A 20,670-nucleotide genomic window follows, 5' to 3' on the forward strand; every position below is an offset into this window, starting at 1 on the left:
CGGCGGTTCGCGTTTTGCGGCGCTCGAGGGCGCCGAGTGGTTCAGCTGTGGGAGGTTACGGCGTGGTCCGCGCCGGGGTGGGCGCTCGAATCCTGGGAGGAGTCCGAGCCGGACGATTCGGGGCGCTCGGCAGTCGCGGGTTCGGACTCGACGGACGGCGTGGGAGAGACGCCGGGCTCGGTGGTCTCTGCGGCTGCGGAGTCGGTGTCCGGGAGTGCGTGAGCCGGGGCATCGTCTCGCGAGTTCTCGGCGGTCGAGTTGCCGGGGACCGGGATCTCAGTATCGGTCGCTTCGACAGCCGTCTTGTCGATCGGCGAGACCTCGGCCGTAGAGACCTCGCCGTTCGTGGCTGCGGCGTCCGGGGCATCGTCCGCGTTCGCCTGTACGTCCGCGACTGCGGCGTCCGGGACTTCGGCGGTGTTCGCCTCTACGTCGGCGACTGCAGCGTCCGGCTCCTCGACCGGCTCGGGCGCGGCGATCGTGCGGGCCTCGGGGCCGGCCGGCGGCAGGGTCTCGAGCTCGCCGCGCAGGTCCGCCACCTCGGCGGCGAGGGCGTCGCGGACCTGGACCTGCTCGTCGAGGCTGGCGCGCATGCCCGCGATGGTGTCGTTCAGGCTGTTCAGCCGACGGTCCGCGCCCAGCAGGCGCCACTCGATCACCACGCGCCGGTCCACCTCGCCGCTGACGTTCTCTACCCACGACACCACGTATTCGAGCCACTCGGGCTGCTTGGGCATGGGCTCGGCCTCGGTCCAGCCCTTGCGCAGCAACGTCTTTCCCGACAGCACCCGCTCGGACCGCCGCCGCGTGAGGTCGTTGACGTGCACCAGGCTCAACTTCCCCGCACTGGTCACCGCGGCCGACACCCGGTACCGCCCCGCCAGATGCATGCGCAGCTCGGCCGTCCCACGCCCGTCCGCGTCCATGATCCCCAGCCAGGGCCCCTCCGCCGCGTCGATGATCGACTCCAGCACCCCCAACTGCCCCATACCCCGCCGCAGCCGCGTGGCCCGCCGCCGCAGATCCTCGGGTGTGTCGGTCATCTGATCCCAGTGCATGGCACCCACTCTCTTCTCGGCCCGCCCCGAACAATCACCACGAAGAACATAGCCGCGCGTGCCGGTGGGTCGCGCGCACCGCCGGATCACGCGAGCAGGTGGCGCAGATCCTCGGGAGTCCAGCGGGGGTCGCGGGGAAAGCGTTCGAACTCGCGCCGGTAGTCGTCGTTCGTCGGCGCCGGAACCCAGGACGGGGTCTCGCGGTCGGAGAACGCCGCGCGGTAGAACCCGTCGGGCGTGAGGCGCACCTGCCCGCTGAACCAGGTGCCTTCGTCCGGATCGTGGGCGATTAGTTTGTGCTGGTTCAGCAGCCCGATCACCTCGCCGGTAATGCGGAGATTCGACTTTTCTCCTGTACCGGTGGTGGCCTGGATGCCGATGTAGCCCGCATCGCCGACGATCGAGAACCAGAGTTCGGCGGTGGTCCAGTCGGGCGGCAGGACTGCGGCCGTCGCTCTCGCGAGCCGAACTTCGAGGGCGTCAGTCCAGGCGTCCAGGGTGTCGACATCGACCAGGGAGCCGAGATAGGGCTTCGGACCGCCGAATTGGCCCATCGGAGCCGGCGGCACGTCAGCAGTTGGGGTCGAGGGGGAAGCAGGCCGGGGGGATGGTCGTCTTCGGGATCGTGGGGTCGGTGGTGGTCGAACCGCCGGGGGTCGTGGTGCGCTGGGAGGTGGTGGGGCGGGTGGGGGTGTTCGTCTCGTCGTCTTTTGTCGAGGTGGTGCGGCCGGTGCACATCGCGGCGATCAGCAGGATCAGGAACACCAGGACGATCGCGCCGACTATCGGAATGTCCTTGCGGCGGCGGGGTTTGGTGGGGTGGGTCGTGGACTGGGGGGTGTTCCAGATTGGGAAGCCCGGGCCGCCGGTGGGGCGGGTCGGGGGCGCGGCGTAGGGGGCCTGGGGGTTGGCCACCGGGGCGGTCGGGGGTGCGTTCGGGGGAACGGGGGGTTGATTGCGTTGGGGCGCTTGGGGGCGCGGCTGCTGGGGGGCGCCGGGGCCCTGGGCACCGTACGCCAGGGCCTGGCCGGGACCCTGGGGACCGGCGGGGGCCTGGGGGCCAGCGGGCTGGGATCGGCCGAGGTTGACGCCCGGGCCCTGGGGCTGGCCGGAGCCGTGGGGGGCACCGGGGACCTGGGGTGCGCCCGGACCCGGCTGGGTGGGAGGCGGGGCGGCGGGGCCCTGCGGGTCGGGGGTGCGTTCGGGGCGATCGGAGGGGGAGGAGCCGCCGGTCAGGTGGCGGTAGGCCGCTACCGCGGCGGCGGCCGCCGCGCCGCCGGCGATCACGCCGCCCGCGGCCGCTTTGCCCTTGCCGGACTTCTCCGGTTCCTGTTGCGGCGCTTCGTCCGCGGGCTTGCCGGGCGCGGATTCACCACTGCCGGAACGGGCCTCGGTGGCGGGTGGCGGCGGGGCGGGCGGGGGATCCTGCTGGACCGGGACCGAGGGCACCTTGACCGTCGGGGCGGCGGCCAGCGGCGGCGGGGAGGTGCGCGCGGACTCCGGTGGGGGGAAGCCTTCCGACACCAGGTCGGAATAGGTTGCGGCGGCGGCGAATCCGAGCGCGCCCAGGGCCTGGCCTACCTGGGCGGCATCCCAGGACGGGTCGGCGCCCTCGGCGATCGTGGTGAAGTAGTTGCGCAGGGAGGAGGGGCCGTCGCCGATCAGGACGTCGATGCCCGGGGGCAGTTCGCCCTTCTCGAGTTTGATCCGGCTGCCCAGCTGCGGGCACAGCAGCACCAGGCCGCTCACCGGAACTTCCTCCCGTCCGGGCGCGGATCTCAGCTGGCGGGCGAGCTCGGCGGTCTGGCGCCGCACCCGCTCGAGCGGATTGGCGTCCCCGTCGATGGGCGCGGGTTTGCCGTCGATCGTCCAGGGCTCGTCCTGCGCGCAGGTGAGGGTGCCGGTGACCCGCTCGGTGAAACCGTGCACGCCGACCACGACACTGGTCTGCGGCGTCCACACCACCACGTCCGCGTCCTGGCACTGCACGATCGCGATGCCCGGCACCGCGTGCGGGCCGCTCCACGACTTGAGCCAGTTCACGACGGTGCGCTCGGTGGCCGACAACCGCGACGGGTCGTCGTTTCGGACCTTCACCAACATGCGAACCACCTCTGACCGATGCCTCTACCTGCCGCCCGCCCGAACGAACGCCGCGACAACCTTACGGCGTCCCGTGATCGGACGTGGCGAATCGTCTTGCGGTGCAGCAAGATCATTCTGCACGCTTTCGCCGAACGACGCGCCGGGGGAGGGCAACTCACCGGTTGCCGGAATCGGTCTGGGTCCGGCCGGGGCTCGTTCGCGGGTGTGCGCCCGACACCCGGAACAGACGCCTCGGGTGTTCGAACGCGTGGCTCGAACCCCGTTGCGCTGATCCGGATGACACGGCGATGCCGGGCGGATGACCCCGCTCGAGGCCCGAATCATCCGGGCGCCGGGCGGATACCCGCTCAGCGCGTGCGTGCCCCCACGTATCCGTCAGGGCGGACCAGGATCTGGGTGCCGTCGGCGGCGTCGTAGGCGCGGGCGGCGTGCCCGTCGGCGTCGATCAGCGCGTTCTCGCTCCGTGCCCCGGGCCGTACGATCCGGACGAGGCGCGGTCGCACCCCGAAGGATTCGAGCGCCGGCGCACCGTCGCCGAATATCAGCAGCGTCGCGTGCGGTCCCCGGAACATGTCGAACAACCGGACATTCCGGCCGTCACCGGTCACCAGCGGCGCATCGGGCGCGCGGTCACCGGTGCGCAGATCCGCGGAACCGGTGTCCGGGAACAGCATCCGATAGCTCAGGTCGAGCTGATGCGTACCCTCCCGATCCATGGCGTCCGGATCACCCTGCACCGCCTTGTCCAGCAGTTCCGAGGAGAGCCCGAGCACCTGTGCGGCCACCGCCCGGCGCTCGGTCGCGTAGGAGTCGAGCAGCGCCTCGCTGTCGGCTCCGGGATCACGCAGTGCGACTTCGAGTTTCCAGCCCAGGTTGTAGGCGTCCTGCACCCCGGTGTTCAGGCCCTGTCCGCCGGTGGGCGGATGCACGTGCGCGGCGTCCCCGGCCAGCAGCACCCGGCCCTCCCGGAACCGTTCGGCCAGGCGGGTATTGGGACGCCACACCGTCGCCCAGCCGAGGTCGGCGAGCTCGATGTCCGAACGCCCCGAGCGCTCGCGCACATACCGTTGCAGCACGGCCAGATTCGCGTCGCCGTCCCCGGATACGGCTGTGGCGAACTGGAAGTGCCGTCCGCCCGGCAGTGGGGTCAGCGCGATGCCGTCCATCGGCGCGTCCGGCCGGGCGAACCAGTAGCCGAACCCGTGGTCGAGGGCGTCGGCGCGCACGTCGCCGAGCAGCATGCGCACCGACTCGTCGGTGACGCCCTCGAAGGCGATGCCGAGCCGTTTGCGCACGGTGCTGCGCCCGCCGTCCGCGCCGACGAGGTAATCCGCGCGCACGGTCTCGGACTCGCCGCCGCGGACCAGGGTGGCGCTCACCCCGTCCGCGTCGGCGGTGAAATCGGTCAGTTCCGTGCCGAGTTCGACCCGCACCCCGAACTCCGCGAGCCGCTCGCGCAGCAGCCGTTCGGTGTCGGACTGCCCGAGCACCCACGGATTCGGTTGCGGCACGGCCGGAGTCGGCTCCCGCCACGCGGTCATCCGCCGGTCCATGACGTGTTCGCCGCCGATGTGCACCTGCAGGGTGGCCTGCGGCGAACCGGCGGCCAGGACCGCCGCCAGGACTCCGAGATCGTCGAACACCTCCAGCGTGCGCGGCTGGATCCCGTCCCCGCGCGAGCCGTCGAAGAATTCGGCGGCACGGTCGATGACGCGCACCGGCACGCCGCGCCGGGCGAGGTCGATGGCGAGGGTGAGGCCGGTGGGACCGGCGCCGGCGATGAGGACCTGCACTGACATGACGGCTCCAATTACTGAATCGAGATTCACTGAATGTGGATTCAGTATTGTGGGTGGTACTTTCCGCTGTCAAGGAGGTGGTGTGCGTGGCCGGGCGACGCCGGGAGAAGTCGACGGAGACCGAACAGGCGCTCAAGGCCGCCGCGCGCGGGCTGTTCGCCGAGCGCGGCTATCTGAACACCAAGATCACCGACATCACCGCGGCGGCGGGGCGCTCGGCGGGCTCGTTCTACAACCACTTCGCGAGCAAGGAGGAGCTGCTCCAGGCGCTCCTGAAAGACCTTGCCGACGAAGGTGATTCAGCGGCCGAGCGGCCCGAGCACAATCCGGACTTCACCGATCCGGCGGCGGTGCGCTACCACCTGGCCGAGTACTGGGACTTCGCCCGCGAGAATTGGGCGGTCATGCGCGCGGTGCATCAGGCGGGCCTGGTCAACGCCGAGTTCGCCCGGATGGCGGCCGATTTCGGGACACAGCAACGCACGGAGATGGCCGACCACGTCGACGGGTTCGGGCCCGCGGGTCTGGAACTGCCCGGCAGCGTCGACGCCAGTCTCGCCATGATGTTCCTGCTCGCCACCGGCCTGCTCCAGGCCGTGGAGGAAGGCGCGATCGAACTCACCGACCAGGAAGCGATCGACGCCCTGACCCGCTTCACCTACCGCGGCCTCACCGGCCGAGACTACTGACCGCGCCGCGGGCATGATCCGCGCTGTCGCGTACAGATATGGGCCCGGGCACGCGGGGCGCCGGCAACCTCGCGACCGGGGATCAGGGCGGCCCATACGAAACAGCCGAGTTCGGCGGTCGTTCAGTTCCCGGCGGTCGATCTGCCGAATACGTCCGACTAGGGCAGCAGGACAATCGATCCCGTGGTCTTGCGCCCCTCCAGATCGCGGTGCGCCTGCTCGGCCTGGGCGAGGGGATACGTCGCCCCGACCCGGATCGAGAGCGTCCCGTCGGCGATGGCGTTCATGATGTCGCCCGCGCGCCACAGCAATTCGGCGCGATCGCGGGTGTAGTGCACCAGGGTCGGCCGGGTGACGAAGATCGAGCCGGCCGGGTTGAGGCGCTGCAGATCGAAGGGCGGCACCGGCCCGCTGGCCGCACCGAACAGCGCGAGGGTGCCGCGTACGCGCAGCGACGCCAGACTCGCCTCGAAGGTGGAGGCCCCGACGCCGTCGTAGGCCGCCGCCACACCCACGCCGCCGGTGAGTTCCCTTACCCGCGCGGCGATCTCGTCGTAGCGCAGCACCTCGGCCGCGCCCGCCTCGCGCGAGAGCTTGTCCTTGTCGTCGGTGGACACGGTGGTGACGACCCGCACCCCGCGCGCGGCCAGCAGCTGGGTCAGGATCAGCCCGACCCCGCCCGCGCCCGCGTGCACCAGTACGGTCTCGCCCGGCTCGGGCTTGTAGACCGACTCGATGAGGTAGTGCGCCGTCATGCCCTGCAGCAGCGCCGACGCCGCGACCGCGGGCTCCACGCCCGCGGGCACCGGGATCGCCACCGCGGCGTCCACCACGACCTGCTCGGCGTAGCTGCCGGGCGCGGCGGCCCACGCCACCCGGTCCCCGGCCCGGAAGTCGGTGACGCCGGCGCCGACCGCGAGCACCACGCCGCTGCCCTCGGAGCCGGGCACGTACGGCACCGCCTGCGGGTAGCGCCCGGTGCGGATGTAGGTGTCGATGAAGTTCACGCCGATCGCCTCGGTCTCGACCAGCAACTGCCCCGGCCCGGCCTGCGGATCGGGCACCTGTGCGGTGCGCAGGACCTCGGGACCACCGTGCTCGGAAACCTGGATGGCGCGCATGAGTCGTTTCTACACCCGGCGTGCGACCGGGCGGACGACGGCCGCCGTTCGTGGACTTCGATCTACCCATGGGTAAACTGCGGGCATGAGCACTACCGCTGCCCCGGCACCCGTCAAGCTGTCGCCGTCCGTCGTCGACTCGGTGAAGGGATTCGTCTCCGACCACGGCGGTTCCGCCACCGCGGTGCTGCAGCCCATCGGCCGTATCGGTGTGCGCGTCACCCTGGTCGGTCAGGACGGCGTGCTCGGCGACCGCGTCGTGGGCGATCTGGCCACCGCGAAGGAACTCGTCGAGGTCGTGGACGGGCTCACCGAGGCCGATGAATGGAATCGTGAACTCGTGAACCTGGTCACCCCGGCGAAGGGGCACTGGGCGAAGATGGCCGGCTGGGTCGCCAAGCAGAAGCGATTCCCCAAGGCGCGCAACGAGAAGTAGGTCCCTGCTCACAAGTCACCGCTCCCGCCGGGCGCGGGAGCGTGCACAAGTGAAGGATGCCGTGTCGGGCCGAGTGACGAAACAGGCGCAGTTGCGTTCCGCGCTGACCACGCTGTGCTCCCAGTTGCGCCCCGGCGAGATGCTGCCCAGTGAACGCCAGCTCTGCGACGACTACCGCGTCAGCCGCATGACCGTGCGCGAGGTGCTCGGCCAGCTCGACTCCGAGGGCGTGATCACCCGGGTTCCGGGCAAGGGGACCTTCGTCGCCGAACGCGTGGCCCGCTCGCGCCTGCACATGGCCTCGTTCAGCGACGACATGCGCCGCCTGGGCCGCACCCCCAGCACCGTGGTGCTGCACACCGATCTCGCGCCGCCGCCGCCCGCGACGGTCGCCGCGCTCGGACTCTCCATCGAGGACAAGGCTTTTCACCTGGTGCGCCTGCGCCTGGCCGACGGTCTGCCGATCTCGATCGACGACGGCTGGTATCGCGCCGACCTGCTGCCCGGCCTGCTCGATCACGACCTCACGCAGTCGCTGTACTCGCTGCTGGCCAAGGAGTACGACTGCCCGATCGACCGTGCCGATCAGACGGTGCGCGCGGTGGCCGCCGACGAGCGTGGCGCGGGCTGGCTGGGCACCGACGTGGGGTCGCCGCTGCTGGCGTTCGATCGCCAATCCTATTCGCGCGACCGCTGTGTCGAGCATGCCCAGTCCTGGTACCGCGCCGACCGCTACCAGGTCTACATGACCGTCTCCGCCGGCGACGGCAACCAGAACGACTGAGCCCCGGTCGATTTCGCGGCCGTGACAGCGATCGAGCCCCTGCCCGCGAAGGGCCGGGGCTCGATGTGTGAACCTCCTCAGATCGAGAAGAGCACCGCACCCGTTTCCACCGTTCCGGCCGCCGCGTCGCGGGCCGAGCCCGGCGCGGTGTCCATCACCACGACCGGCACGGCGGCGCTCAGCCCCATACGGCGAACCGCGTTGGGGGAGAACGTCACCAGGGCCTGGCCGGCCTCCACGCGATCGCCCTCGGCGGCCTGCAACCGGAACAGGTCGGTCTTGCCTACGGTGTCGATGCCCACGTGCAGGAGCACGCCGGCGCCCGCGTCGGTCAGGATCACCGCCGCGTGCGGGTGCAGCTTCACGATCGTGCCCGCGACGGGTGCCACCACCGTGATGTCGTCGTCGGTGTCGGGCGGTTCGATGGCCACGCCGGCGCCGACCATCTCGGCCGAGAACACCGGGTCGGGCACCTCGGACAGCGGGATCGCGGTGCCGGGCAGCGGCGCGAGAATCTGTGTGCTCATCGCGCTCAGAGGAGGTCGTTGATGTCTTCGGCCAGGGCGTCGGCGGTCGGGCCGACCACGACCTGGACCGCGGCGCCGGCCTTGACCACGCCGTGCGCGCCCGCCGCCTTGAGGTCCTTCTCGTTCACGAGGGAGGCGTCCTTCACCTCGACGCGCAGCCGGGTGATGCACCCCTCGACTTCGACGATGTTGGCGGTGCCGCCGAGTCCGGCGACGATCTGATCGACTTTCGACATCTTTCCTCCGTGCGTGTCGAGTGGACAAAGGTGGTTATAACCAGTTTACTGTGGTTATAACCAGTCACCATACCGTCGGGTGACCCTATTCACAGACTGAGGACCACCGCTATGGCCGATGCCGCCCAGAGCGCGCGCAAGACAATCGACCTGTCCGGACTGCAGAAACTCGGCCGCAGCTTGATGCTGCCGATCGCCACGCTACCCGCCGCGGGCCTGCTCGTACGGCTGGGACAGGACGACATGCTCGGCCGCTGGTCGGCGACCGAGACCGTCGCCGATGTCATCGCCGGAGCCGGTGGCGCACTGCTCGACAACCTCCCCCTGCTGTTCGCGGTCGGCATCGCCATCGGCTGGGCCAAGAAGGCCGACGGCTCGACGGCCCTGGCCGCCGTCGTCGGCTACCTGGCCTTCAACGGCGTACTGAAAGCCATGTCCCCGGTGGTCATGGAGGGCAAGACCGACACCAAAGGCGCTCAGGCCCTGGTGAACTTCGGTGTCCTGGGCGGCATTGTCATGGGCCTGACCGCGGCCATACTGTGGCAGCGCTACCACCGCACCCAGCTACCGGACTACCTCGGCTTCTTCTCCGGCCGCCGCCTGGTCCCGATCCTGACCGCGTGCGCCGCCGTGGTCATCGGCGTGGCGATGTCGTTCGTCTACCCGGCCTTCAACGCCGGGCTGACCTGGCTCGGTGAGACCGTCGCGAACAACGCGGTCGCGGGTGGCGGCATCTTCGGCTTCGCCAACCGCCTGCTGCTGCCGCTGGGTCTGCACCACATCCTGAACTCGGTGGTGTGGTTCGTGATCGGCGACTACAACGGCGCCCACGGCGACATTCCGCGCTTCCTGGCCGGCGACCCGTCCGCGGGCACCTTCATGACCGGCTTCTTCCCGATCATGATGTTCGGCCTGCCCGCCGCGGCCCTGGCCATCTGGCGCAACGCCAAGCCCGAGAACCGCAAGGTGGTCGGCGGCATCATGCTCTCCACCGGTCTGACCGCCTTCGTCACCGGCATCACCGAACCGCTGGAATTCGCGTTCATCTTCGTGGCCTGGCCGCTGCTGCTCATCCACGCGCTCTTCACCGGTTCGGCCCTCGCGCTGACCAACGCGCTGGGCATCCACGACGGCTTCACCTTCTCCGCGGGCGCCATCGACTATCTGCTGAACTTCGGCAAGGCAACGCATCCGCTGCTGCTCATCCCCATAGGCTTGGGTTACGCCGTCCTCTACTACGTCACCTTCAGCTTCATCATCAAGCGCTGGAATCTGCCGACACCGGGTCGTGAACCCGACGAAGAAGAGATCGAGAAGGAGAACGTCGCGTAATGATCACCCGTACCGCCACCGTCGCGTCCAAGACCGGGCTGCATGCCCGCCCGGCCGCCCTGTTCGCCAAGGCGGCCGCCGAATCGGCCGTGCCCGTGACGATTTCGATCGACGGCAAGCCCGCCGTCGCCGCGGGCAGTCTGCTGCAGGTCATGACGCTGGGCGTCAAGCAGGGCGACACCGTCACCCTGTCGACCGACGAGGGCAACGACGCCGCGCTCGACCGGCTCGTCACCCTGCTGGAGACCGATCTTGACGCGTGAGATCCACGGTGTCGCCGCCGCTCCCGGAGTGGCGCTCGGACCGGTGAAGTGGCTGGCGTCCGCGCCGGTCACCAGCGCCTCCGATACCCCCGGGAGCGACGTCGAGGCCGAGATCGCCCGCGCCGAAGCCGCTTTCGAGGCCGTCGCGGCGCGGTACTCCGCCCAGGCGCTCGAAGCGCGGGGCCCGGCCGCGGACATCCTGTTCATGACCTCGGCGCTGGCCGCGGACCCCGCGCTGCTCGACCAGGTGCGCGCGGGCATCCGGGCGGGCGGCCCGACCGCCCACTCGGTCACCGAGACGGTGGCGCACTTCGCCGGGCAACTGTCCGCCCTCGGCGGCATGATGGCCGAACGCGCGTCGGATCTGCGCGATGTCGGGCAGCGCGTGGTTGCCGAACTGCTCGGCGTCGACCCGCCCGGAATCCCGGACAGCGCTACGCCTTTCGTGCTCGCGGCACAGGACCTCGCACCCGCCGACACCGCCACTCTCGATCCCGAGATCGTCGTCGGCCTGCTCACCGTGGCGGGCGGTCCCACCTCGCACACCGCCATTCTGGCCAAGGCCCTGGGGATTCCGGCCGTGGTCGCCGCCCCCGGCGCGGTCGAGATCGCGGAGAACACCGAGGTGGTGCTGGACGGCACGACCGGAATCGTGCGGCTCGAACCCGACGCGGCGCGTCGCGAGGAAGCGCTCGCCGCGCGTGCGCGGCAGGCGGACGCGCCCACCGGACCCGGCCGCACGGCCGACGGGCACGCGGTTCCGCTGCTGGCCAACGTGGGCAGCGCGGCCGACGCCCGGCTCGCGGTGGAACTCGGCGCGGAGGGCGTCGGGCTCTTCCGCACCGAATTCCTGTTCCTCGGCGCGCAGACCGCGCCCACGGTGGAAGAGCAGACCGCCAAATACGCCGAGGTGTTCGCCGAACTGGGGGAGCGGCCCGTCACCGTGCGCACCCTGGACGCGGGCTCGGACAAGCCGCTGCCGTTCCTCGGCCTGCCGGACGAGGAGAACCCGGCGCTCGGAATACGTGGATTGCGATTGAGCAGTGTCGATGAGGGGACACTGCTCGATCAGCTCACCGCGATCGAGGCCGCCCGCCGGGACACCGGCGCGGCGGTCAAGGTCATGGCGCCCATGGTCGCCACCGTCGAGGAGGCGAACTACTTCGTCACCCGCGCGCGGGCCGCCGGGCTCGACGCGGCGGGCGTCATGATCGAGATCCCCGCCGCCGCACTGCGTTCGGAGCACGTGGGCGCGGAAGTGGACTTCTTCTCGATCGGCACCAACGACCTGTCGCAGTATCTGTTCGGCGCGGACCGCATGTCCTCCGCGCTGGCTCCGCTGCACGACCCGTGGCAGCCCGCGCTGGCCGCGACGATCGCCGCGGTGGTGGCGGGAGCGAACCGGAACGACGTCAAGGTCGGGGTGTGCGGCGAATCGGCGTCCAATCCCGAATTCGCCTGCGTGCTGGTCGGTTTGGGAGTCGAGACGCTGTCGATGGCGCCGCGCTCGCTGGCCGGTGTGCGGGCAGCGCTCGCGGCGGTCACCCTCGAACAGTGCCGGGCCGCGGCGGCCGCCGTGGTGGCCGCGCGCACCGCCGCGGACGCGGTTCACGCGGCCCGGACAGCCCTGGGGCGAGGTCGGTGAGGACGACCCTGCGCGGCCGGATCCTCACCCTCACCGACGCGGGCGACATCCCCGACGGCGTGGTGTCCTTCGACGGACCGGTCCTGGAGTACGTGGGATCGGCCCGGGACTTCCCGGGCGAACAGCCCACGGTCACCGGTCCGCCGCCGGTGATCATGCCCGGGCTCATCGACGTGCACTGCCACGGCGGCGGCGGATTCGGCTTCCCGGACGCCGATCCCGCGGGTGTCGCGGCGGCCGCCGGCTTCCATCGCGGCCGGGGCACCACCACGCTGGTGGCCTCGCTGGTCTCGGCGACCGAGGACGAACTGCGCGCTCGTATCGACGTGCTGGGCCCCGCCGTCGATTCCGGACTGCTCGCGGGCATCCACCTCGAGGGCCCGTTCATCAGCGAACACCGGCGGGGCGCACACGATCCCGCACGCATCCACGACGGCGACCCGGCCATGCTGCGCCGGCTCGTCGACCACGCGGGCGGCCGGATCGTCTCGGTCACCATCGCCCCGGAGGTGAACGGGTTCGACGCGCTCGCCGATGTGCTCGCCGAGGCGAATGTCGTGCTGTCCCTGGGCCATACCGTCGCCGACTACGACCGCTCGGTGCACGCCATGTACCGGGGCCGGCGGGTGTCCATCACCCACCTGTTCAACGCGATGCCCGCCCTCGCGCATCGCGACGCGAACTTCCTCACCGCCGCCATGGCCGCGGCCGGGCGCGGTGACGTGGTGGCCGAGGTCATCGCCGACGGCGTGCACCTGGCCGACGGCACCGTGCGGATGGTCTTCGACACGCTCGGACCGCACAATCTCGCGCTCATCACCGACGCCATGGCCGCCGCCGGCGAACCCGACGGCCGGTACCAGCTGGGCAGTCTGGATGTCGTGGTGCGGGACGGCGTGTCGCGCCTGTACGACCCGCACGGTCCGGGCGCTATCGCCGGCGGCACCGCCTCGGCGTCGGATGTGCTGCGCCGCACCGTGTTCCACGCGGGCGTGGAGCTCTGGGATGCCGCCCTCGCGGCGGCCGCCACCCCCGCCCGCCTGCTCGGCCTCGCGCACCGGGTCGGTGCGCTGCGCCCGGGCCTGCGGGCGGATCTGCTCGTCACCGACCACCACCTGAACCCATTGACCGTGTACAAGGACGGAATTCCATGGAACTCGTGATCGCCGAAAACCTGGTCGACGCCGGAGTGCTGGCGGGTCGGATCATGGCCGACCACGTTCGCGCCGGCGCCCGCTCGATCGGCCTGGCCACCGGCTCCTCCCCGCTGGGCGCCTACCGCGAGATGATTCGCCAGTACAACGACGACGAACTCAGCTTCGCCGGGGTGCAGGCGTTCCTGCTCGACGAGTACATCGGGCTGTCCGCCGGACATCCGCAGTCCTACCGCCAGTTCATCCGCGACGAGTTCACCTCCTACGTGGACTTCGACGACGCGCTGGTGCACACCCCGGACGGGTCCGCGGCCGACATCCCGGCCGCCGCCGCCGATTACGAGCGCAAGATCGCCGAGAACGGTCCGGTCGCCGTGCAGATCCTGGGCATCGGGGCCAACGGCCACCTCGGCTTCAACGAGCCCGGCTCCTCGCTGCGCTCGCGCACCCGCGTGAAGACGCTGACCCCGCAGACCCGCGAGGACAACGCGCGGTTCTTCGACAACGACCTGTCCAAGGTGCCGACCCACGTGCTCACCCAGGGCCTCGGAACCATCGGCGACGCCGAGCATCTGGTGATGATCGCGATCGGCATGGGCAAGGCCGAGGCGGTCGCGGCGGCGGTCGAAGGACCCGTCTCGGCCTACTGCCCGGCCTCGATCCTGCAGATGCATCCGCACGTGACGGTCATCGTGGATCCGAGCGCGGCCTCGTACCTCAAATCCGTGGACTACTACCGCTTCGCCTTCGAGAACAAGCCGGCCTGGCAGAACTTCTGAGCCTGTCGTCCCGGCGCGCGTGCCCGGGCCGCGGATAATTCAACGATGATCGAGCGCAAGGCGAGTCGAACGGCGGTCCTGGTGTGCCAGGGCCGCGCGGTGGCCGACGGCCGGTTGGCGGTGGGGCGTTTCGCGGATCCGCTCGCGGTGCAGCTGCTGCACGCCGACGAGCGCGATCCCGTGGCGCTCGCCCGGGCGGGGGAGCGCCCCGAGGGCTTCGGGCCGCGCATGGAGTTCGAACTGCTCTCCGGCACAGCCGAACTCATGGCCGCCCGCACGGTCGCCATCGATGACGGCGTGCGCGACAGCGCGCATCCGCAACTGGTGGTGCTCGGCGCGGGTCTGGACGCCCGTGCCTGGCGGATGCCCGAACTCGCCGGCACGGCGGTTTTCGAGGTGGATCAGCCCGCCTCGCAGCAGGACAAACGGGCCCGGTTGGGGGAGCGCACACCCCTGGCGAAATCGCTGACGTTCGTTCCGGTCGACTTCGCCGAGGACTCTCTCGCCGCTCGCCTGGCCGAATCCGGCCATGAGGCGGGGGTGCCCACCACGTGGATCTGGGAAGGGGTCGTGCCGTACCTGACCCCGGACCAGGTCACGGCGACAGTCGCCCTGGTCGCGGCGGTGAGCGCCCCGGGCAGCCGCTTCGTCATAAGCTATCCCGTGCCCTCGCCCATGAACGCCCTCGGCCGCAAGGCGCTGGGTCTTCTCCTGCGCGGGGCGCGCCGCCCGAACCCCCTCGCCGACGAGCCCTTCCGCTCGTCCTGGACCCCGCCGGTACTCCAATCCCTGCTCGCCGCACACGGTTTCGAGGTGACCACCGACATCGATCTGCTGACGATCGCGCAAGACCTCGACATCACCCCGCGCCGCCCCCGATTTCTGCGCACCGGCCACATCGCCATCGCGGACCGAACCTGATCGCGCCGGGGCTAGCATCGGGTGATGACCTCAATCGTCCCCCACCTCTGGTTCGACGATCAGGCACGTGAAGCCGCGGAGTTCTATACGAGCGTTTTCCCGGACTCCGCCGTCACGAGCGTGACGACCATTCGCAATGTGCCGAGTCCGACGGGCGAGAGTGACATCGTCTATTTCACGCTGGCCGGCCAGCAGTTCATGGCGATCAGCGCGGGCCCGGTGTTCACGCCGAATCCGTCGATCTCCTTCATCGTCAACTTCGATCCGTCCCGTGACCCGCGGGCCCGCGACAACCTCGACGCGGCCTGGGCCGCGCTGTCCGACGGTGGCGCCGCGCTGATGCCGCTGGACACCTACCCGTTCAGCGAACGCTACGGGTGGGTCGCCGACAAATACGGCTTCACCTGGCAGCTCATGCTCACCGATCCGGCCGGTGAGCCGCGACCGTTCATCGTTCCGTCGCTGCTGTTCGTCGGTGATGTCGCGGGCAAGGCCCGCGAGGCCACCGACTTCTACCTGTCGGTCTTCCCCGACTCGCAACGCGGCACCCTGGCGCCCTATCCGCCCGACGCCCCCGAACCCGAGGGGTCGGTCATGTTCACCGATTTCCGGCTGTCCGACACCTGGCTCACCGCGATGGACAGCTCGAGCCCGGACCACGGCTTCACCTTCAACGAGGCCGTGTCCCTGTTGGTCCCCTGCGACACCCAGGACGAGATCGATCGCTACTGGAAACTGCTGTCCGCCGACCCGGCCGCGGAACAGTGCGGGTGGTGTAAGGACAGCTACGGGGTGTCCTGGCAGATTTCGCCCGCCGTCGCCGACGAGATGCTGCAGAACGGCACCCCCGAACAGGTCGACCGGGTCACCGCCGCCTTCATGCCGATGAAGAAGATGGACATCGAGACCCTGCGCCGCGCCTACGACGGCGCCTGACAGGGTCCTCGGGTCGGTCGTCCCCGCCTATCGCACCAGTTCGGGTTCGGTGGTCTGCTCGACCGCCGCGACCGTTTCTCGGGTGCGCATCGACGCCCACAGGGCGGCGGTCGCGGCCACACAGGCCGCGGCGCCGCCGACGTGGATGGCGACCAGCGCGGCCGGGACGTCGGTGAAGTACTGCACGATGCCGACCAGGGCCTGGCTCGAGATCAGGGCGATCAGGACGATCAGGCGCTTGCGGATCGCGGCGGTCATGCCGATGGCGGCCAGGCCGAAGCCGAGACCGACGACCAGGCTCAGGTAGGCGACCAGCAGCTCCGCGTGCAGGTGCACCAGCGTGCTGATCTCCACCTCGAGCCGGGCGACCGGGCGCTCGATGCTCTTGTCACCGGCGTGCGGACCGGCCGCGGTCACCAGCGTGCCCGCGACAAGCGTTGCGCTGAGCGCGATTCCGCTCAGGGCGGTGAGCAGGCGCAGCGGCTTGGGTACCAGGATGGTTTCGGTGCCGTAGTCCGGTTCGGCGATCTTGGCGTACAGGAGGGTGGCCAGCCACACCATGAGCATCGACACCAGCAGGTGCACCGCCACGGTCCACCACAGCAGGCCCGTGCGCACGGTGATACCGCCGATGATGGCCTGCAGCACGGTGCCGCCGGGCATCAGCCAGGCGTAGATCTGCACCTCGCGCCGGCGCCGGGCCCGGGTCACCGCGATCACCACGGCGGCCGCGCACAGGGTCACCGCGAAAGTCAGCAGGCGATTGCCGAATTCGACCGCCTGGTGGATCACCGGCACCTCGGCCACGGTGACCGGGACGAAGCTGCCCGGGAAGCACTGCGGCCAGGTGGGGCAGCCCAACCCGGAGGCGGTGACGCGGACGATGGCTCCGGTGACCGAGATTCCGGCCTGCGACAGGATCACCGCGAAGGCGATGATCAGCTGCGTCCGCTGGGAGGGGAGCGGGAACCGGTCGGCGAATCGCTGGAAGGCGCGAGATAGCACGCGTCGATGGTAGCGGGAGCGCATTCCACCCCGTCATCGGGCCTACTACGGCGTGTCGTGGATTGCGCCGGGTGACCCGAAACGGGTGGCAGCGCGCGTCTAGTCGAAGCGGAAGTACTTGGTCGCCAGCCAGCCGGCGAGCCCGCCCCAGCCGGCCAGCACCGCGAACCCGTACCAGTCCACGCCGCCCTGCAACGCCCGTTCCAGGGTCGCGGTCAGCGCGCCCGAGGGCACCGCGCGCGCGAGCAGGTTCACCGCCTGCGGGACGTCGTCGGACATCAGCACCAGGCTCGCGATGCCCAGCATGACGAACCAGAGCACGTTCGCCAGCGCCAGGACGATCTCGGCCTTGAGCGTGCCGCCCAGCAGCAGGCCCAGCGCCGCGAAGGTCGCCGTGCCCAGCGCGATCACGATCGCGCCCAGCGCGAGCCCGGCGATCGAGGGCCGCCAGCCCAGCGCGAAACCTATGGCGCCCAGCAGAATCGACTGCAGCACCACCACGATCAGCACCGCCGCGCACTTGCCCGCGACGATTCCCCAGCGCGGCAGCGGGGTGGCCCCGAGGCGTTTGAGTGCGCCGTAGCGGCGATCGAAGCCGACCGCGATGGCCTGCCCGGTGAACGCGGTCGACATGACCGCGACCATCATGACCGCGGGCACGATTCGATCGACCCGGTGCTCGCCGAGCCCGGTCAGCGGCAGCAGCGTCAGGCCGATCAGCAGCGTGATCGGGATGAACATGGTCAGCAGCAGCTGTTCGCCGTTGCGCAGCAGCAGGATCAGTTCCAGCCGTGTCTGGGCGGCCATCATGCGGGCCCGGGTCGTCGGCTGCGGATTCGGGGCGAAGGTGCCCGGCGCGAAGCGGTTCAGCGTCTCGGTCATCCGCGCAGTTCCCGTCCGGTGAGTTCGAGGAAGACATCTTCCAGCCGGCGCTGGTCGATGCGAATATCGGTGGGCAGCACGTCGATTCGCGCGCACCACGCGGTGACGGTGGCCAGCACCTGCGGGGTGATCTCGCCGCGCAGCTGATAGGAGCCCGGGGTGGCCTCCTTGGGCAGGAACCCTTCCGGCAGTGCGGCTTCCAGCAGCGACAGGTCCAGATTCGGCGGGGCCGTGAAGGCCAGGCGGCCCTCGGCGTTGTGCGAGGTGACCTCGCTCGGGGTGCCCTGGGCCACGATGCGCCCGTGGTCGATGATGACCAGCTGATCGGCGAGCTGTTCGGCCTCGTCCATGAGGTGCGTGGTGAGCAGCACGCTCACACCGTCCCGGCGCAGCGCGTCGATGAGCTCCCACACCAGATGCCGGGCCTGGGCGTCCAATCCGGCGGTGGGCTCGTCGAGAAAGACGATCTCGGGGCGGCCGACCAGCGCGCACGCCAGTGCCAGCCGCTGCTGCTGACCGCCCGAGAGCCGCCGGTAGGGGGTGCGGCGGGCGTCCTGCAGGCCGAGGGTTTTCAGCAGCCATTCCGGGTCCAGCGGCCGCGCGGAGTACGAGGCGACCAGGTCGAGCATCTCGCCCGCGCGCGATCCGGGGTACGCGCCGCCGCCCTGCAGCATGACGCCGATGCGCGGGCGCAGGCGATCCGAATCCGCGACGGGATCCAGGCCGAGCACGCGCACGCTGCCCGCGTCGGGGGCGACGAAGCCCTCGCACATTTCGGTGGTGGTCGTCTTGCCCGCGCCGTTGGGGCCGAGCAGGGCCAGCACCTGCGCGCGTTCGATCTCGAAGCTGATGCCGTCCACCGCGGTGGTCTCGCCGAAGCGTTTCACAATGCCGTCGACTTTGACGGCGGGTGCGGAGGCTGCGGTCACGATGAGACACCGTAGGCCGTGGGCTGCTGTGACGGAGCCGACACCCCCGGCTGTTTGCGCCACGGCAGCACATTTCGGGTCAGGAAGATGAACGCCAGGCCCACGATCACGGTGGCGATGGCGGACTCGACGATCTGGAAGACGTAGAAGTCGGCGCCGCGCGGCATGACGATCACGCTGACCACGGCGGAGAAGCAGACGGCGGGCACCCGGAACGCGGGCCGGTTGGCCCAGGCCGCGAGCGGGACGATGGCCCACAGCAGATACCAGGGCTGCACGACCGGGAACAGCAGCACGATCGCGCCGAGGGAAACGCCCATCGCGCCGACCGGATGCAGGCGGCCGGTCCAGGTGGCCACGAGCATGCGCACGGTGATGAACGCGGCGACGGTGCCGGCGATCGGCCGGGTGATGGCGAGCAGCGCCGTCGTGTGGTCGCCGAGTCCGAGCAGTACGCCGCCGAATCCGGTGATGACCCCGATGGCGGTGGGCAGCGACATCCAACTGCGCACGGCGCTGGCCACATTGAGGGTGTGCACCCAGCCGAAGCCGAGGCCGCTGACGCCGCTCACAAACAACGTGGTGGCCAGGGCGATGACGCCCAGCAGCGCGCCGGTGCCGATGACGACCTTCAGCCCGCCGCCCCAGCGTTTGGCCAGCGCCATGGTGACGAAGCCGAGCGCGATGATCGAGGTGATCTTGATGGAGGAGGACAGCGCGATGATCACGGTCCCGAAGACCAGCAGCGCCCACGCGCGCCGGTCGAACGGGTGGGTGTCCTCGGCGGCCCGCAGGCAGAATTCCAGGCCGGCCAGCATCAGCCCGAGCATGATCGCGTCGTTGTGCACGCCGCCGACCAGGTGGAACAGCACCAGCGGGTTCGCCGCGCCCAGCCACAGCGCGCTGACCGCGGCCACGCCGCAGCGCCGGGCCAGCCGCGGCAGCGCCCACACCATGAGCGCGACGCCCGCGAGTACGAGCAGCCGGTGCAGCCACACCCCGGCGATGATGTTGTCGCCGGTCAGTTCCGCGATGCCGCGACCCATCCACAGGAACAGCGGGCCGTAGGGCGCCGGGGTCTCGCGCCAGATGTTGGGCACGTTGTTGGTCAGGACGTTGTTGATGCCCAGCCCGCCCGCGGGCCCGACCTCGTAGGGGTCCAGTCCGCGCGCGGCGATCTCGCTCTGCGCCAGATACGAATACACGTCGTTGCTGAACATGGGCGGTGCGACGCTGAGCGGGATGATCCACAGCAGCAGCGTGCGATCGAGCTGCGAGCGCGTGAGCCGGTGCAGCGGGTTGCCGCCCCACCCGCCGACGGCGAAGCGCCCGAGCAGCAGCCACGCCATGACCACCAGAACCGCGCCGATCATGCACAGCGCCAGGGTCGAGGTGTGCGCCCGCGCGAAGAAGCCCAGCACCCGCACCCCGGAGGTGGGGTTCTGGTGCACCGGCTGCGCCCCGACGCCCAGGGCCGCGATCGCCATGATCACCGCGCCGGTCGCCCCGAGCAGGCGGATCCGCATCAGCTGCAGCGTTTCTCGCCGGTCCAGTCCCGGTGCGTCCGCGTCGGCGGTGTGCAGCACCGCGATCGTGTGATCAGCGGGTGAGACGTCCAGGCCGAGCGCCCGGCGTCCCAGTTCGATCACTCTGCGCCGCGCGCCGTCCACTACCGCCACGGTCCCGAAGCCTAGTCGGCCGAACCACCCCCGACTCCGATCGCCCGCCCCTACCCCCGGTGCGTCGCCACCAGCCCGCCCGCATCCGCTCTCGCTCGCGGATGCCCGGTGCCCCGAGGCGTGATTTCGGAGGGCGCACGCGCGGATCGCGGCCGGCGAGCGTGCACGGTCGGTGTCACGTGTTCGCACCCGGCGGAGCTGTGCGCGGTTGCCGGACCGCACCGGCTGCTGGTGCGGCCCGGCTTCGCGTGGGCCCGCCTGCCATGCATCTCCCGTCGGGTAGCGGGGAAGTGTTCCGCGGGTGGGGAGTTCGGTGCGGCGGGTGTGAAAACGCACTCTGTGCAATCGGTTTGACGCGGGTTCGAGACCGAAACCGGGTTGTGTGTCGT

21 protein-coding genes are annotated in these 20,670 nt (G+C 70.5%); 10 read left to right on the forward strand and 11 right to left on the reverse strand.

What is annotated here, in order from left to right:
• Positions 1–41 precede the first annotated feature (41 nt).
• From ACWIGI_RS15460 to ACWIGI_RS15475, 4 genes are all read right to left on the reverse strand, one after another.
• Complete coding sequence (locus tag ACWIGI_RS15460; protein ID WP_454203030.1) at positions 42–1,043, reverse strand: hypothetical protein; 1,002 nt, start codon at positions 1,041–1,043, stop codon at positions 42–44.
• Positions 1,044–1,144: 101 nt separating this feature from the next.
• Positions 1,145–1,627 (reverse strand): hypothetical protein, encoded by a 483-nt coding sequence (locus ACWIGI_RS15465; RefSeq protein ID WP_454203031.1) that lies wholly within the window; start codon positions 1,625–1,627, stop codon positions 1,145–1,147.
• A gap of 1 nt (position 1,628) precedes the next feature.
• Entirely contained in the window at positions 1,629–3,161 is a 1,533-nt protein-coding gene (locus ACWIGI_RS15470; RefSeq protein ID WP_454203032.1) for an NERD domain-containing protein, read from the reverse strand.
• Positions 3,162–3,511: 350 nt separating this feature from the next.
• Positions 3,512–4,963, reverse strand: coding sequence for an FAD-dependent monooxygenase (locus ACWIGI_RS15475; RefSeq protein ID WP_454203033.1), 1,452 nt, complete (start codon positions 4,961–4,963; stop codon positions 3,512–3,514).
• Positions 4,964–4,998: 35 nt separating this feature from the next.
• On the opposite strand from ACWIGI_RS15475, the gene ACWIGI_RS15480 reads away from it, so the two are divergent.
• Entirely contained in the window at positions 4,999–5,652 is a 654-nt protein-coding gene (locus ACWIGI_RS15480) for a TetR/AcrR family transcriptional regulator (protein ID WP_454203034.1), read from the forward strand.
• A gap of 158 nt (positions 5,653–5,810) precedes the next feature.
• Here ACWIGI_RS15480 and ACWIGI_RS15485 read toward each other — a convergent pair whose 3' ends face one another.
• On the reverse strand, positions 5,811–6,773 hold the full coding sequence (locus ACWIGI_RS15485) for a quinone oxidoreductase family protein (RefSeq protein WP_454203035.1): 963 nt from the start codon (positions 6,771–6,773) through the stop codon (positions 5,811–5,813).
• Positions 6,774–6,858: 85 nt separating this feature from the next.
• Between ACWIGI_RS15485 and ACWIGI_RS15490 the strand changes: the two genes are divergently transcribed.
• Both ACWIGI_RS15490 and ACWIGI_RS15495 read left to right on the forward strand, forming a co-directional pair.
• Entirely contained in the window at positions 6,859–7,209 is a 351-nt protein-coding gene (locus ACWIGI_RS15490; protein ID WP_454203036.1) for a hypothetical protein, read from the forward strand.
• Positions 7,210–7,258: 49 nt separating this feature from the next.
• Positions 7,259–7,993: a GntR family transcriptional regulator gene (locus ACWIGI_RS15495; protein ID WP_454203037.1), complete on the forward strand. Its 735-nt coding sequence runs from the start codon at positions 7,259–7,261 to the stop codon at positions 7,991–7,993.
• Between the two features lie 77 nt (positions 7,994–8,070).
• On the opposite strand, the gene ACWIGI_RS15500 is transcribed toward ACWIGI_RS15495, so the two are convergent.
• Both ACWIGI_RS15500 and ACWIGI_RS15505 read right to left on the reverse strand, forming a co-directional pair.
• Positions 8,071–8,520 carry a PTS sugar transporter subunit IIA gene (locus ACWIGI_RS15500; protein WP_454203038.1) on the reverse strand — a complete coding sequence of 150 codons (450 nt, stop codon included), beginning with the start codon at positions 8,518–8,520 and terminating at the stop codon, positions 8,071–8,073.
• 5 nt (positions 8,521–8,525) lie between these two features.
• Positions 8,526–8,756: a glucose PTS transporter subunit EIIB gene (locus tag ACWIGI_RS15505; protein ID WP_454203039.1), complete on the reverse strand. Its 231-nt coding sequence runs from the start codon at positions 8,754–8,756 to the stop codon at positions 8,526–8,528.
• Between the two features lie 111 nt (positions 8,757–8,867).
• Between ACWIGI_RS15505 and ACWIGI_RS15510 the strand changes: the two genes are divergently transcribed.
• Genes ACWIGI_RS15510 through ACWIGI_RS15540 form a run of 7 tightly spaced genes read left to right on the forward strand, consistent with a single transcriptional unit; the run spans position 8,868 to position 15,786 of the window.
• Positions 8,868–10,088 (forward strand): PTS transporter subunit EIIC, encoded by a 1,221-nt coding sequence (locus tag ACWIGI_RS15510; protein ID WP_454203040.1) that lies wholly within the window; start codon positions 8,868–8,870, stop codon positions 10,086–10,088.
• Positions 10,088–10,351, forward strand: a complete 264-nt coding sequence (locus tag ACWIGI_RS15515) for an HPr family phosphocarrier protein (RefSeq protein ID WP_454203041.1) — start codon at positions 10,088–10,090, stop codon at positions 10,349–10,351. The genes ACWIGI_RS15510 and ACWIGI_RS15515 overlap by 1 nt, the downstream gene beginning before the upstream one ends.
• The gene (ptsP, locus tag ACWIGI_RS15520) at positions 10,341–11,996 is read left to right on the forward strand and encodes a phosphoenolpyruvate--protein phosphotransferase (protein ID WP_454203042.1); all 1,656 of its coding nucleotides are present in this window, start codon (positions 10,341–10,343) and stop codon (positions 11,994–11,996) included. Before ACWIGI_RS15515 ends, ptsP begins: the two co-directional genes overlap by 11 nt.
• A complete protein-coding gene (locus ACWIGI_RS15525; RefSeq protein ID WP_454203043.1) occupies positions 11,993–13,159 on the forward strand; it encodes an N-acetylglucosamine-6-phosphate deacetylase in 1,167 nt (388 codons plus the stop codon). Before ptsP ends, ACWIGI_RS15525 begins: the two co-directional genes overlap by 4 nt.
• Positions 13,147–13,929 (forward strand): glucosamine-6-phosphate deaminase, encoded by a 783-nt coding sequence (gene nagB, locus ACWIGI_RS15530; RefSeq protein ID WP_454203044.1) that lies wholly within the window; start codon positions 13,147–13,149, stop codon positions 13,927–13,929. Before ACWIGI_RS15525 ends, nagB begins: the two co-directional genes overlap by 13 nt.
• Before the next feature lie 45 nt (positions 13,930–13,974).
• Positions 13,975–14,850 (forward strand): class I SAM-dependent methyltransferase, encoded by an 876-nt coding sequence (locus tag ACWIGI_RS15535; RefSeq protein ID WP_454203045.1) that lies wholly within the window; start codon positions 13,975–13,977, stop codon positions 14,848–14,850.
• A 24-nt stretch (positions 14,851–14,874) separates the two neighbouring features.
• Positions 14,875–15,786, forward strand: a complete 912-nt coding sequence (locus ACWIGI_RS15540) for a VOC family protein (RefSeq protein WP_454203046.1) — start codon at positions 14,875–14,877, stop codon at positions 15,784–15,786.
• A gap of 27 nt (positions 15,787–15,813) precedes the next feature.
• Here the strand turns inward: ACWIGI_RS15540 and ACWIGI_RS15545 are convergent, their stop codons facing one another.
• From ACWIGI_RS15545 to mptB, 4 genes are all read right to left on the reverse strand, one after another.
• Positions 15,814–16,791 carry a COX15/CtaA family protein gene (locus ACWIGI_RS15545; RefSeq protein ID WP_454203047.1) on the reverse strand — a complete coding sequence of 326 codons (978 nt, stop codon included), beginning with the start codon at positions 16,789–16,791 and terminating at the stop codon, positions 15,814–15,816.
• 99 nt (positions 16,792–16,890) lie between these two features.
• On the reverse strand, positions 16,891–17,673 hold the full coding sequence (locus tag ACWIGI_RS15550; protein WP_454203048.1) for an ABC transporter permease: 783 nt from the start codon (positions 17,671–17,673) through the stop codon (positions 16,891–16,893).
• Positions 17,670–18,602, reverse strand: coding sequence for an ABC transporter ATP-binding protein (locus tag ACWIGI_RS15555; protein WP_454203049.1), 933 nt, complete (start codon positions 18,600–18,602; stop codon positions 17,670–17,672). Before ACWIGI_RS15555 ends, ACWIGI_RS15550 begins: the two co-directional genes overlap by 4 nt.
• Positions 18,599–20,281 carry a polyprenol phosphomannose-dependent alpha 1,6 mannosyltransferase MptB gene (gene mptB, locus ACWIGI_RS15560; RefSeq protein WP_454203050.1) on the reverse strand — a complete coding sequence of 561 codons (1,683 nt, stop codon included), beginning with the start codon at positions 20,279–20,281 and terminating at the stop codon, positions 18,599–18,601. Before mptB ends, ACWIGI_RS15555 begins: the two co-directional genes overlap by 4 nt.
• Between the last annotated feature and the right edge of the window lie 389 nt (positions 20,282–20,670).

This window comes from Nocardia sp. NPDC055321 (genome assembly GCF_053645575.1).

Coding starts and splice junctions, on each gene's coding strand:
- ACWIGI_RS15510 (WP_454203040.1), top strand. CDS start 8,868: ATGGCCGATGCCGCCCAGAGCGCGCGCAAGACAATCGACCTGTCCGGA.
- ACWIGI_RS15515 (WP_454203041.1), top strand. CDS start 10,088: ATGATCACCCGTACCGCCACCGTCGCGTCCAAGACCGGGCTGCATGCC.
- ACWIGI_RS15500 (WP_454203038.1), bottom strand. CDS start 8,520: ATGAGCACACAGATTCTCGCGCCGCTGCCCGGCACCGCGATCCCGCTG.
- ACWIGI_RS15485 (WP_454203035.1), bottom strand. CDS start 6,773: ATGCGCGCCATCCAGGTTTCCGAGCACGGTGGTCCCGAGGTCCTGCGC.
- ACWIGI_RS15550 (WP_454203048.1), bottom strand. CDS start 17,673: ATGACCGAGACGCTGAACCGCTTCGCGCCGGGCACCTTCGCCCCGAAT.
- ACWIGI_RS15460 (WP_454203030.1), bottom strand. CDS start 1,043: ATGACCGACACACCCGAGGATCTGCGGCGGCGGGCCACGCGGCTGCGG.
- ACWIGI_RS15475 (WP_454203033.1), bottom strand. CDS start 4,963: ATGTCAGTGCAGGTCCTCATCGCCGGCGCCGGTCCCACCGGCCTCACC.
- ACWIGI_RS15540 (WP_454203046.1), top strand. CDS start 14,875: ATGACCTCAATCGTCCCCCACCTCTGGTTCGACGATCAGGCACGTGAA.
- nagB (WP_454203044.1), top strand. CDS start 13,147: ATGGAACTCGTGATCGCCGAAAACCTGGTCGACGCCGGAGTGCTGGCG.
- ACWIGI_RS15470 (WP_454203032.1), bottom strand. CDS start 3,161: ATGTTGGTGAAGGTCCGAAACGACGACCCGTCGCGGTTGTCGGCCACC.
- ACWIGI_RS15505 (WP_454203039.1), bottom strand. CDS start 8,756: ATGTCGAAAGTCGATCAGATCGTCGCCGGACTCGGCGGCACCGCCAAC.
- ACWIGI_RS15535 (WP_454203045.1), top strand. CDS start 13,975: ATGATCGAGCGCAAGGCGAGTCGAACGGCGGTCCTGGTGTGCCAGGGC.
- ACWIGI_RS15490 (WP_454203036.1), top strand. CDS start 6,859: ATGAGCACTACCGCTGCCCCGGCACCCGTCAAGCTGTCGCCGTCCGTC.